Origin of the sequence: Sphingomonas sp. Ant H11 (assembly GCF_000797515.1) — a bacterium.
In the GTDB taxonomy this organism is placed as follows: domain Bacteria; phylum Pseudomonadota; class Alphaproteobacteria; order Sphingomonadales; family Sphingomonadaceae; genus Sphingomonas.
This window is the reverse complement of sequence record NZ_JSBN01000013.1, coordinates 1-13,249: the sequence shown is the minus strand read 5'-3', so window position 1 is coordinate 13,249 and position 13,249 is coordinate 1. Positions and strand designations below refer to the sequence as shown.

Genomic DNA, 13,249 nt, shown 5'->3' with positions numbered 1-13,249 from the left:
GGGGTCCGGGCGGCGGCGCTGCCGCATGTAGGGGAGGGGGTTACATGCGGAAGGAGATCGAGCCGACGAAAGTGCGACCGTTCTTGTAGAAAGCGGTCGGACGATCGGGCGTCGCATTATACTGCAGATAGGTCGAATCGAGCAGGTTCTGCGCGTTGAACGACAAGGTCACTGCCGGAATGACCTTCACACCCAGCGAGAAATCGAGCTGGCTATACGGTGCCACCATTTCGCGCGAGCCCAGACGGCCGATCGTGCGGAAGTAGGACGAACGATAGTTGTAGCTCAGCCGCGCCTGCAGCGGCCCCTTTTCGAAATAGGGGATCACATTGACGGTGTGATGCGACAGATAGGGTAGGTTGAGCGAAGCACCGGTGGTGTCGACCGACGAGGTCGAGCTGTCCTGATACGAATAGTTCGCCTGCAGGCCGAAACCGCCCCAGATTTCCGCCTGGCCCGCCACCAGCACGCCGTTGACCTTGGCCTTGCCGCCGTTGATCGGCTGGTTGACGCTGTAGCTGGTCAACTTGCCCTGCAGCGAGTTGTAGAACACCGTGTCGGTGCGGGTGTTGATGATGTAGTTCGAGATATCGCGACGGAACAGTTCGAGCGAGACCAACGTGCCAGCGCGCGGATACCATTCCGCCGTCAGTTCGTAATTGGTCGACTCATACGGCTTCAGGTTAGGGTTGCCGCCGCCACCGTCGAGCGTGATGTCGTTGAGCGAGGTCGCTGCTGCCAGATCCTCATAACGCGGACGCGAAATCACGCGAGCAACGGCACCGCGCACGATCACCTGTGGGGTGACCGAATATGCGATATTGAGGCTTGGCAGGAACTTCAGATAATCGCTGGTGGTGCGCGTCGGGACGGGCACCGGTGCGACCGTGTTGCTCAGCGTCGTCGCATAGGTCGAGATGTCGCGGGTATAGACCAGACGACCCCCGATATTGCCGCGCACGCCGCCCTGGTCGAAATTGGCCTGGACGTATGACGCTGCGACGGTTTCCTGCACCTTGGTCGAGGCACCGACCTTGGCGACCAGCGGGCTGTTGATCGCGTTGGCGAGGAGGTCGATCACCGCCTGTTGCGACAGGTTGATATATTTGGTGGCATTGCCCGAGCCACCGCTGCCGTCGAAGGTGCCGTCGGGCGTCGTGGTCGTGGCCACGCCGAGTTGCGCCAGCGTTTTCGAGCTCGTCATATAGGTGTTGACGCCGCGCGCATCGAGCCGGTTGACGTGGTCGGTGATCTTGCTGCCGAGCAGGATCTGCGTGAACGGACCGAAACTGACCGGGATCGTAGCGTCATAACCGCCGAACACGTCGCGGTCGGTGGTGACGCTGTAATCGAGGCCGCCGATCTGCGCGCCGATCAGCTGCGTGCCGTTGACGATAACCGGCTTGCCTTCGATTTGCGCCGGGTTGTTGTTCGGATTGGTGAAGTAATTGGCGGGGTTGGTCAGGTCGCCGACGAAGTTGACGGTCGCGCTGTTGGGGCCAAAGGCATAGCTGAACGGCAGCTTGGTTTGGGTGTTGAACAGATACTCAGGATTGCGACCGCCGACCGCGCGGCTCCATCCGCCCGCGAAGTTGACCTTCGTGCCGCCGCTGCCTTCCCAATCGGCGAAGAAATTGACGTTATTGGTCTTCAGGCTGGTGTGGCGGACGTTGGTATCGAGCTCGGCGCTCTGGCTGGTCGCCGCGCCGAACGAGGCGGCATTGACGACGCCATTCGAGACGTTGGCCGATTGCAGCACGTTACCGGTCCAGGCGACGGGGATGGTGTACATCGACTGGCTGTAATTGTTGTAATTGCCGTCAATGTGCAGCCCGTTGAGGGTCAGCGTCAGGTTCGGTGCCGGGCGATATTGCACGGTGCCCGAAACGGTCTTGCGCTCGCGCGTCTGCTGGAAATAGGCGTAGTTGATGCCGAACGGCGCGACCGCCTTGATCAGGTCTTCCTTGGTACCACCGGTGATCGTCGCATTGGGGTTCTGCAGGATGCCCTGGCCCGCCGCGTCGCGCTTCACGGTGCCGTCCGCGTTCTTCTGGAAGAAGTCCGCGCCGCTCTGATAGCCGAAGAATTCCACGCCCGCGCGCGTGATGGTCTGCTTGTCATAGCCGCCCGCGATCAGGACGCCGAAGGTGTCGTCCTTGTTCTTCCAGCTGTACAGGCCCGAACCGCGGAAATTGCCTTTGCCCGAGCGATCATTGTAGCTGTAGCCGCCCGAGGCGAAGATCGAATTTGCCGGTGTGTCGAGCGGACGGCGCGTGCGTACGATGACGGTGCCGCCAAGGCTGCCCTCTTCGATGCGCGGCTCCGGCGACTTGTACACTTCGAGGCGCTCGACCAGTTCGGGGGCAAGCAGCGAATAGTTGAAGGTGCGGCTGGACGGATCGTTGTCATTGCCGCCCCAATCGGCGGAGGCCAGCGCATGGCCGTCGAGCAGCATGCGGTTGAGCGCGGGATCGGTGCCGAGAATGGCGACCTTCTCGCCTTCGCCAAAGCGGCGATCGATGCTGACGCCGGGGATGTGCGACAGCGATTCCGCGACGTTGCGATCCGGGAACTTGCCGATCGCCTCGGATGTGATCACGTCGACGACGGCATTGGCGTTGCGCTTTACCGAGATGGCGCTGCGCAGGCTCTCGCGGATACCGGTGACGACGATATCGTCATTCGACGCAGTATCGGCCTGCGGCGCGGGGGCCTGTGCGGCCGCCGCTGCATCCGGCGTTGCGGTTTGTGCCATCGCCGGTGCGCTGGCGAGACCGGCAAGGATGCTCGAGGTCAACAAAACGGTATGAAGTCGCATAAATCAGAACCCTCCCCAATACATCGGCCAGGCAGCCCAGGCTGACCCCCGATCCGAAGCCCCGGTCCTGCCCGGAGCCACCCACTTTACCGCATCATGTGGTATCACATTGGTGTCTTTTTGCACCGCTACGGTATGGAAATTTATAACCAATGCATTTGGCAAAAGCTATGCCGAAGTTGCATTTCAATGACAGGAGGCCAAGCCGGAACCGCAGAAACAAGTCGTTATATTTCGGTTAGTTACCGCATGGCGCGCGGACATCGTCAAATTTTGTGGTCCGGCGGTAGATAGAACCTGAAGAGAACCTGTGACCAATAATTGGCCTTAACCAGACCAATTTTGCGCGATTCGCGAAACGTGCTCTGCGTGCGGCGCGCCCGGTCGGGACAGTTTCCGAAGCGACGGGTTAGGCGGGTCGCCTTTCCCACGAAAAAGCCGCCGCCCGGTTGCCCGGACGGCGGCCAATTTCGTCAGATCAGGCGCAAAGCCTGAACCGGGAGGATCACTCCTGGTTCAGATACTCGCCAGCATCCGCATCGGTGCCATGGCCCGACGGCGTCACCGCCGCCAGCGCATCGTCGCCGGTGCCGCCGGCATCGCGCGGCGAGCGGGCGAGTTCGGCGTCATGCTCTTCCTTGGCCGAGTTCGGTGCGATGATCGACACCTCGGCCATGCGCCGCTGCTGGACCCGCAGCGCCGCATCGCGCGACGAAGCGGTGACGCGCAGGCGGTTCATGCCCGCACCGGTACCAGCCGGGATCAGACGACCCACGATCACGTTCTCCTTGAGACCAGTGAGCGTGTCCTTCTTGCCCTGTACCGAGGCTTCGGTGAGCACGCGCGTGGTTTCCTGGAACGACGCCGCCGAGATGAAGCTGCGGGTCTGCAGCGACGCCTTGGTGATGCCGAGCAGGACGGGCTTGCCCTGGGCCGGACGATCCTTCTTGCCGATCTTCGAGTTGATCTCGTCCATCTCGTCGCGATCGACCTGTTCGCCGGCCAGCAGCGTGGTGTCGCCGCCGTCGGTGATCTCGACCTTTTGCAGCATCTGACGAACGATCGTTTCGATGTGCTTGTCGTTGATCTTCACGCCCTGGAGACGATAGACCTCCTGGATTTCCGACACGAGATATTCGGCCAAGGGCTCGATGCCGAGCACTTCGAGAATGTCGTGCGGATCAGGCTGCCGCCGATCAGGTTATCGCCGCGCTTGACGTAATCGCCTTCCTGCACGTCGATGACCTTCGACTTGGGCACCAGATACTCCACGACCTCGCCGCCGTCCTCGGGCTGGATGCCGATCTTGCGCTTCGCCTTATAGTCCTTGCCGAACACCACGCGGCCCGAGACCTTTGCGATGATCGCATTTTCCTTGGGCTTGCGCGCTTCGAACAGTTCGGCAACGCGTGGCAGACCGCCGGTGATGTCACGCGTCTTGGCGCTTTCGCGGCTGACACGGGCCAGAACGTCACCGCCCTGAACCGTCGCACCATCCTCGACCGAGAGCGTTGCGCCCGGGACGAGCATGTAGCGACCGGCCTCCTCGGCGCTTTCGCCGGTGAGGGTCAGGCGCGGACGGAGATCCTCCTTGGTCTTGCCGCTGGCGCGATACTCGATCACGACCCGCTGCGAGATGCCGGTGGCTTCGTCGGCCTGCTCGGTGAGCGTCTTGCCCTCGATAAGATCCTGATACTTCACGACGCCGGGGTTCTCGGTGATGACCGGCATGGTGAACGGATCCCACTCGGCCAGACGATCGCCCTTCGACACGATGTGCTTGTCGTCGAACAGCACATACGCACCATAAGGAATGCGGTGCACTGCACGCTCGCGGCCGTCCATGTCGACGATCGCGATTTCACCCGAGCGGCTGAGCACAACGCGGCGGCCGCGCTGGTCGGTGATGGTGCGAAGATCACGATATTCCATCGTGCCGTCGGCCACTGCCTCCAGGTTGGACTGCTCGTTCAGCTGTGCCGCACCACCGATGTGGAAGGTACGCATGGTCAGCTGCGTGCCCGGCTCACCGATCGACTGCGCCGCGATGACGCCGACGGCTTCACCGATGTTGACCGGCGTACCGCGGGCGAGATCGCGCCCGTAGCACTTGCCGCAGACACCGATCTTGGTCTCGCACACCAGCGGCGAACGGATCTTGCAGCTCTGCGTGCCGATCGCCTCGATCTGCGCGACCATCGGCTCGTCGAGCAGCGTGCCCGACGGGATAACGATCTCGCCGGTCTTGCTGTCGATGATGTCTTCCGCGGTCGTGCGACCGAGGATGCGCTCGCCGAGCGACGCGATCGTCGAGCCGCCCTGCACGATCGCGCGCATTTCCAGCGCGCGGGTCGTGCCGCAATCGAGCTCCATGATCACGCAGTCCTGCGAAACATCGACCAGACGACGCGTCAGGTAGCCCGAGTTCGCCGTCTTCAACGCCGTATCCGCGAGGCCCTTACGAGCGCCGTGGGTGGAGTTGAAGTACTCAAGGACGGTCAGGCCTTCCTTGAAGTTCGAGATGATCGGCGTTTCGATGATCTCGCCCGACGGCTTGGCCATAAGGCCGCGCATACCGGCGAGCTGCTTGATCTGTGCCTGCGAACCGCGGGCACCCGAGTGGGCCATCATGTAGATCGAGTTGATCGGCTTCTCGCGACCCTTATTGGGGCCGTCCTCGTAGCGCTTAACCGCCTTGATCTCTTCCATCATGGCGTTTGCCACCTGGTCACCGCAACGGCTCCAGGCGTCGATCACCTTGTTGTACTTCTCCTGCTGCGTGATCAGACCGTCCTGATATTGCTGCTCGAAGTCCTTCACCAGGCCGCGCGTCTCGTCGACGAGAGCGACCTTGCGTCCGGGATGATCATGTCGTCCTTGCCGAACGAGATGCCGGCCTTGAACGCGTGGCGGAAACCGAGCGACATGATCGCGTCGGCGAACAGCACGGTCTCCTTCTGGCCGGTGTGACGATAGACCTCGTCGATCACGTCGCCGACGTCCTTCTTGGTCAGCAGGCGGTTGACGGTGTCGAACGGCACCTTGGACGATTGCGGCAGGCACTCACCCAGCAGCATGCGACCAGGGGTGGTCTCATAGCGCTTGAGATACTGGTTGCCCTGCTCATCGGTCTGCGGAACGCGGCTGATGATCTTGGTGTGGAGCGTGACCGCGCCAGCCTCGAGCGCGTGATGAACCTCCTGCATGTCGGAGATCATCATGCCTTCGCCGGGCTCGCCTTCCTTGAGCATCGACAGATAATACAGACCCAGCACCATGTCCTGCGACGGCACGATGATCGGCTTGCCGTTCGCTGGCGACAGGATGTTGTTGGTCGACATCATCAGCACGCGCGCTTCGAGCTGGGCTTCCAGCGAGAGCGGCACGTGGACCGCCATCTGGTCACCGTCGAAGTCGGCGTTGAAGGCCGAGCAGACCAGCGGGTGAAGCTGGATCGCCTTGCCCTCGATCAGCACGGGCTCGAACGCCTGGATGCCGAGACGGTGAAGGGTAGGGGCGCGGTTGAGCATGACCGGATGCTCGCGGATCACCTCGTCCAGGATGTCCCAGACTTCCTTGCGCTCCTTCTCGACCCACTTCTTCGCCTGCTTCAGGGTCATGGACAGACCCTTGGCGTCGAGACGGGCGTAGATGAACGGCTTGAACAGCTCGAGCGCCATCTTCTTCGGCAGGCCGCACTGATGCAGCTTGAGTTCCGGACCGGTCACGATGACCGAACGGCCCGAATAGTCGACGCGCTTGCCGAGCAGGTTCTGACGGAAGCGGCCCTGCTTGCCCTTGAGCATGTCGGACAGCGACTTGAGCGGACGCTTGTTGGCGCCCGTGATCGTGCGACCGCGGCGGCCATTGTCGAACAATGCGTCGACGGCTTCCTGCAACATGCGCTTTTCGTTGCGGACGATGATGTCCGGCGCACGCAGTTCCATCAGGCGCTTGAGGCGGTTGTTACGGTTGATCACGCGGCGATACAGATCGTTCAGATCCGAGGTCGCGAAGCGGCCACCGTCGAGCGGCACCAGCGGGCGCAGTTCGGGCGGAATGACCGGAACGACTTCGAGGATCATCCATTCCGGGCGGTTGCCGGATTCGATGAAGCTCTCGACGACCTTCAAGCGCTTGATGATCTTCTTGGGCTTCAGCTCGGACTTGGTGACCGCCAGCTCTTCGAGCAGTTCCTTGCGCTCACCTTCGAGATCGAGGTCCTGCAGCATGATGCGCACGGCTTCTGCACCGATGCCGGCCGAGAAGGCGTCTTCGCCATATTCGTCCTGCGCGTCGAGGAGTTCGTCCTCGGTCATCAACTGGTACTTTTCGAGCGGGGTGATGCCCGGCTCGATCACGATATACGCCTCGAAGTACAGCACGCGCTCGAGCTGCTTGAGCTGCATGTCGAGCAGCAGGCCGATGCGCGACGGCAGCGACTTGAGGAACCAGATGTGCGCGACCGGGGCGGCCAGCTCGATATGGCCCATGCGCTCACGGCGGACCTTCGAGACGGTGACTTCAACGCCGCACTTTTCGCAGACGATGCCCTTATACTTCATGCGCTTGTACTTGCCGCACAGGCATTCGTAATCCTTGATCGGACCGAAGATGCGCGCGCAGAACAGGCCGTCACGCTCAGGCTTGAACGTGCGATAGTTGATGGTTTCCGGCTTCTTGATCTCGCCGAACGACCACGAGCGGATCTTGTCCGGGGAGGCGATGCCGATCTGGATCTGGTCGAAGGTCTCGGCCTTGATGACCGGGTTCGCGAAGTTTGTGAGTTCGTTCATTTTGCTTCCTTCTCTCCCTCTCCCCGCTGGCGGGGAGAGGGAGAAGATTTTACTCCGCCGCGATCGCGACGCCGTCGCTGTCGAAATGCTCGGTCGTGGTCAGTTCGATGTTCAGACCCAACGAGCGCATTTCCTTGACGAGCACGTTGAAGCTCTCCGGAATACCGGCCTCGAACGTGTCGTCACCCTTGACGATCGCCTCATAGACCTTGGTGCGCCCGACGACGTCATCGGACTTGACCGTGAGCATTTCCTGCAAGGTGTACGCAGCACCATATGCCTGAAGCGCCCAGACCTCCATTTCACCGAAGCGCTGACCACCGAACTGCGCCTTACCACCCAGCGGCTGCTGCGTGACGAGCGAGTACGGCCCGATCGACCGGGCGTGGATCTTGTCGTCGACCAGATGGTGCAGCTTGAGCATGTAGATGATGCCCACGGTGACCTTGCGGTCGAACTTGTCGCCGGTACGACCGTCGAACAGTTCCGACTGACCCGAGGTGTCGAGACCGGCCAGTTCCAGCATCGCCGAAACGTCCGCTTCACGCGCACCGTCGAACACGGGCGTTCCCATCGGGATGCCGGTCTTCAGGTTTTCCGCCAGCTCGATGATCTGGTCGGCATCGCGCGCCTCGATGTCGGCCGCATAATGCTCGCCATACACTTCGAGCAACCGCGCCTTGACCGCGTCGGGCATCGCGCCCGGTGCGGGTTCGGGGTTGGCTTCGCGCCAATCTTCCAGCGCACGATGGACTTGCTGCCCGAGATTGCGGGCGGCCCAGCCGAGATGCGTTTCGAAGATCTGCCCGACGTTCATGCGCGACGGCACGCCCAGCGGGTTGAGCACGAGATCAACCGGCGTCCCGTCGGCGAGGAACGGCATGTCCTCGGCCGGCAGGATGCGCGAGATGACGCCCTTATTGCCGTGACGGCCGGCCATCTTGTCGCCCGGCTGGAGCTTGCGCTTCACCGCGACGAACACCTTGACCATCTTGAGCACGCCTGGCGGCAGCTCGTCACCACGCTCGAGCTTGTCGCGACGATCGTGGAACTTGTCGAGGATCAGCTTGGCGGCATCGTCATACTGCGCCTTGACCGCTTCCAGATCGCTCTGGACCTTGTCGTCGGCAACCGCGAACTTCCACCATTCGTGACGATCGACGCTGTCGAGCACGTCCTCGTCGATGACCACGCCCTTCTTGGGGCCGTTCTTGGGAACGGCGGTCGCGGTCTGGCCGATCAGCATTTCCTTCAGGCGCGACCAGGTCGCACGGTTCAGGATGGTGCGCTCATCGTCCGAGTCCTTCTTCAGGCGCTCGATTTCCTCGCGCTCGATCGCCATCGCGCGCTCGTCCTTGTCGATGCCGTGGCGGTTGAACACGCGCACTTCGACGACGGTACCAGCAACGCCCGGCGGCAGGCGCAGCGAGGTGTCGCGCACGTCCGACGCCTTTTCACCGAAGATGGCGCGGAGCAGCTTTTCTTCCGGCGTCATCGGCGATTCACCCTTGGGGGTGATCTTGCCGGCGAGAATATCGCCCGGCTCGACTTCGGCACCGATGTACACGATGCCCGCCTCGTCGAGGTTGCGCAGGGCTTCCTCGCCGACATTGGGGATATCGCGCGTGATGTCTTCCGGCCCGAGCTTGGTGTCGCGCGCCATGACTTCGAATTCCTCGATATGGATCGAGGTGAAGACGTCGTCCTTCACGATACGCTCGGAAATGAGGATCGAGTCCTCATAATTGTAGCCGTTCCAGGGCATGAACGCGACGAGCGCGTTGCGGCCCAGCGCCAGCTCACCGAATTCGGTCGACGGGCCGTCGGCGATGACGTCGCCAGCGGTAATCACGTCGCCCACCTTCACCAGCGGACGCTGGTTGATGCAGGTGTTCTGGTTCGAGCGCTGGAACTTCATCAGCGTGTAGATGTCGACGCCCGACTGGCCGGCTTCGACATCACCGGTCGCGCGGATGACGATACGCGACGCATCGACCTGGTCGACGATACCGGCGCGCTTGGCCGAGATCGCAGCGCCCGAATCGCGCGCAACGGTCTCTTCCATGCCGGTGCCGACGAACGGTGCCTCGGCCTGGACCAGCGGCACAGCCTGACGCTGCATGTTCGAGCCCATCAGCGCGCGGTTGGCGTCATCGTTTTCCAGGAACGGAATGAGCGATGCCGCGACCGAGACGAGCTGCTTGGGGCTGACGTCCATCAGGGTGATGTTGTTGGGGATCGCCATCAGGAATTCGCCCGCCTGACGCGACGAGACGAGTTCTTCGACAAAGCCCTTGTCGGCGTTCAGTTCGGCGTTGGCCTGCGCGATCGTGTGCTTGGCCTCTTCCATCGCCGACAGATAGACGACGTCGTCGGTCACCTTGTGATCGATGACCTTTCGGTACGGCGTTTCGATGAAGCCGTACTTGTTGACGCGGCTGAAGCTCGCGAGCGAGTTGATCAGACCGATGTTCGGGCCTTCCGGCGTTTCAATCGGGCAGATGCGGCCATAATGCGTCGGGTGAACGTCGCGGACTTCGAAGCCCGCGCGCTCACGCGTCAGACCACCCGGTCCAAGGGCCGAAACGCGGCGCTTGTGGGTGACTTCCGACAGCGGGTTGGTCTGATCCATGAACTGCGACAGCTGCGACGAGCCGAAGAATTCGCGGACCGCGGCAACCGCCGGCTTGGCGTTGATCAGATCGTTCGGCATCACCGTCGACACGTCGACCGACGACATGCGCTCCTTCACGGCGCGCTCCATGCGGAGCAGGCCGACGCGGTACTGGTTCTCGAGCAACTCGCCGACCGAACGGACACGACGGTTACCGAGGTTGTCGATATCGTCGATGTCGCCCTTGCCGTCCTTCAGATCGACCAGCGTCTTGATGACGGCGAGGATGTCCTCGGTGCGCAGCGTGGTGACCGTGTCCTCGGCATCGAGGTCGAGGCGCATGTTGAGCTTTACGCGACCCACCGCCGACAGATCGTAGCGATCGGGATCGAAGAACAGGCCCGAGAACAGCGACTCTGCGGTTTCGAGCGTTGGCGGCTCGCCAGGGCGCATGACGCGGTAGATGTCCGACAGTGCCTGTTCGCGCTCCTCGGCCTTGTCGACCTTGAGCGTGTTGCGGATCCATGCGCCGGTGGCGACGTGATCGATGTCGAGCAGTTCGATGCGATCGATACCGGCCTGGTCGAGCAGTTCGAGGTTCTCGGCCGACACTTCGTCGCCCGCCTCGATGTAGATCTGGCCGGTATTGTCGTTGATGAGATCATAAGCCGAATAGCGGCCGAAGATTTCCTCGGTCGGGATCAGCAGGTCGGTCAGGCCGTCCTTGGCTGCCTTGTTGGCGGCGCGGGGGCTGATCTTCTGGCCGTTGGCGAACACGATCTCGCCGGTCTTGGCGTCGATAATGTCGTACATCGGCTTCTGGCCACGCCAGTTCTCGGCCTGGAACGGGATGATCCAGCCACCCTGGCCGCGGACGAAGGTCACGCGGTTGTAGAAATGGTTGAGGATCTCCTCACCGGTCATGCCGAGTGCGTACAGGAGTGCGGTGACCGGCAGCTTGCGCTTGCGATCGATGCGGACGTTGACGATGTCCTTGGCATCGAACTCGAAATCGAGCCACGAACCGCGATACGGAATGACGCGGGCGGCGAAGAGGTACTTGCCCGAGGCATGCGTCTTGCCGCGGTCATGATCGAACAGAACACCCGGCGAGCGGTGCATCTGCGACACGATGACGCGTTCGGTGCCGTTGATGATGAAGGTGCCGTTGCCCGTCATCAGGGGCATGTCGCCCATGTAGACGTCCTGCTCCTTAATATCGAGGACCGAGCGCGAATCGGTGTCGGCATCCACCTCGAACACGATCAGGCGCAGCGTGACGCGCATCGGTGCCGCATAAGTGATGCCGCGCTGGCGGCATTCGTCGGTGTCGAACTTGGGCGGCTCAAGCTCATAGTTCACGAAGTCGAGCTCGGCGGTGCCGGCGAAATCGCGGATCGGGAAGACCGAGCGCAGCGTCTTTTCGAGACCGGAGACATAGCCGATCGACGGATCGGAGCGCAGGAACTGTTCGTAGGATTCGCGCTGAACCTCGATCAGGTTCGGCATCTGCACGACTTCGTGAATGTTGCCGAAAACCTTGCGGATGCGGCGCTTGGCCGTGCCGCTTTCGGCGCGCCGCGTGGGGGTGCTGCCGTCGATTGCTTTGGTCGCCATGGAGATGTCTGCCCTCAAGCTGTATAATCTGGCCCGGAATCCACCGGGCGGGCACGCTCCAAAGACGCAAAAAGCCGCATGTCCTCCTCATCGGATGACAGCAGCTTGTAAGCGTCTCTAGATACTACAATCTCCAATACGATCGATGTGCTGCGCGACGGCACATCATTTCCCGAAAATTGCAGTGGAACGCGCCATATAGGGAGGGCAGGGCGCGCTGTCAAATACGGCGGCGTTGCTCTCCGCTGCTGCCGTTAGGCATGTGCCCCCTCGATCGACGCTACGCGTCGGCGATGGTCGCTGAAGCGCTCTCCGCCGATCCGCTCGGTGCGAACGCCATTTGCCTTCCAAGGCTTGCAGAGCTTGCAACCGGCGCGCTGATTGCGCGCGCGGCCTCGTTTATGATGCATTGCTGCCTCCATGCTGTGCGTTCAGCATAGAGGAGGTGGGGTGTGGATGCGATCGCGAATCTGCTGCATTCAAGCTGAGACATTGCCGCACGCTCCGGTGTTTCGAACAGGGGCGGACGCAGTATAGCGTGCTGTTTCCCTGTGTTCCGGGTCAATTAGACGCGGATAAAACGGAACTTGCTCCAGCCGATATTGACGTCCTGCCCTACCTGTCCCGTTGGATGGCATTATCTTCGCCATCGGTGTGTACGGATTGCGTGTATCGGGGGGCGTCTTATCGAGCGTCGCTCGCACCTATGGTGCGGTCGGGCGCGTCTTGACACTCGCGGCCTTGGCGGGGGGGGATTTGTCGTTATGCCGGTTCGGGTGAAACCGATGCCTTTTCTTGTCGTTGCGGCGGTGCTGCTGGCGGCTGCTCCCATGGCGCATGCCCAGAATACACCGGAGGCCAAACCCCTGCCGGGGCTGGACGACTTCAACCTGCCGTCATCGCGGCCCCGGCCCGCAGTGCCGACCCCCCGAACCGACGGTCAGCGGACTGCCGCGCCGGGACAGTCCGGCCGACCGGCCCAGCACGGAACGCGTGCAGCCGCCGCTGGTGGTGCCGACCGAGCGCGCAACCCCTGCTGCTCGCCCGACTGCGGCACCGCGCGCTACGCCGATCCCGACCCCGACCCGACGCCCATTGCGGCACCGACACCAGTTCCGGCTTCCGAGCCAACGTCGCTCCCCACGGTGGCCGCCGATCCGGCACCGGTGGAGTCGTCTTCTGCGCCAACGGCGTTGCCTGCAGCGCCGCCGCCACCTGGCCGTGCGGCGCGGGTGGCTCCGTCGGAATCGGTCATGCCCGCAATTGGACTTGGGTTTGGCGGTGTGGCGCTGGTGTTGGCGCTCGGGGCGCTCGGCTGGTGGTGGTGGCGTCGCCGCGAGGCTGATCGCGGGGATCGGCGCCGCCACCGCGACCACGAGATCTTCCTGTTGCATCCAGCGGGCG

General features: G+C 62.4%; 5 protein-coding genes and 1 pseudogene. 1 reads left to right on the top strand and 5 read right to left on the bottom strand.

All coding sequences use genetic code 11. From position 1 onward, the window contains the following. Window positions 1-40: 40 nt before the first annotated feature. From NW75_RS03905 to rpoB, 5 genes are all read right to left on the bottom strand, one after another. Window positions 41-2,818, bottom strand: a complete 2,778-nt coding sequence (locus NW75_RS03905; protein ID WP_033963916.1) for a TonB-dependent receptor — start codon at window positions 2,816-2,818, stop codon at window positions 41-43. Between the two features lie 505 nt (window positions 2,819-3,323). Further along, window positions 3,324-3,962, bottom strand: a complete 639-nt coding sequence (locus NW75_RS28090; protein ID WP_443024436.1) for a hypothetical protein — start codon at window positions 3,960-3,962, stop codon at window positions 3,324-3,326. Then, complete coding sequence (locus NW75_RS28085; RefSeq protein ID WP_443024437.1) at window positions 3,908-5,542, bottom strand: hypothetical protein; 1,635 nt, start codon at window positions 5,540-5,542, stop codon at window positions 3,908-3,910. The genes NW75_RS28090 and NW75_RS28085 overlap by 55 nt, the downstream gene beginning before the upstream one ends. 92 nt (window positions 5,543-5,634) lie before the next feature. Further along, complete coding sequence (gene rpoC / locus NW75_RS28080) at window positions 5,635-7,614, bottom strand: DNA-directed RNA polymerase subunit beta' (protein WP_443024435.1); 1,980 nt, start codon at window positions 7,612-7,614, stop codon at window positions 5,635-5,637. Window positions 7,615-7,663: 49 nt separating this feature from the next. Continuing rightward, the gene (rpoB, locus tag NW75_RS03895) at window positions 7,664-11,845 is read right to left on the bottom strand and encodes a DNA-directed RNA polymerase subunit beta (protein ID WP_033963913.1); all 4,182 of its coding nucleotides are present in this window, start codon (window positions 11,843-11,845) and stop codon (window positions 7,664-7,666) included. Window positions 11,846-12,630: 785 nt separating this feature from the next. Between rpoB and NW75_RS24265 the strand changes: the two are divergent. After that, a pseudogene (locus NW75_RS24265) lies at window positions 12,631-13,249 on the top strand (hypothetical protein); the annotation flags it as partial.

What these genes read in the sequence shown, in the direction of transcription:
- rpoB (WP_033963913.1), bottom strand. Translation starts at nt 11,845, where the DNA reads ATGGCGACCAAAGCAATCGACGGCAGCACCCCCACGCGGCGCGCCGAA.
- NW75_RS03905 (WP_033963916.1), bottom strand. Translation starts at nt 2,818, where the DNA reads ATGCGACTTCATACCGTTTTGTTGACCTCGAGCATCCTTGCCGGTCTC.
- rpoC (WP_443024435.1), bottom strand. Translation starts at nt 7,614, where the DNA reads ATGAACGAACTCACAAACTTCGCGAACCCGGTCATCAAGGCCGAGACC.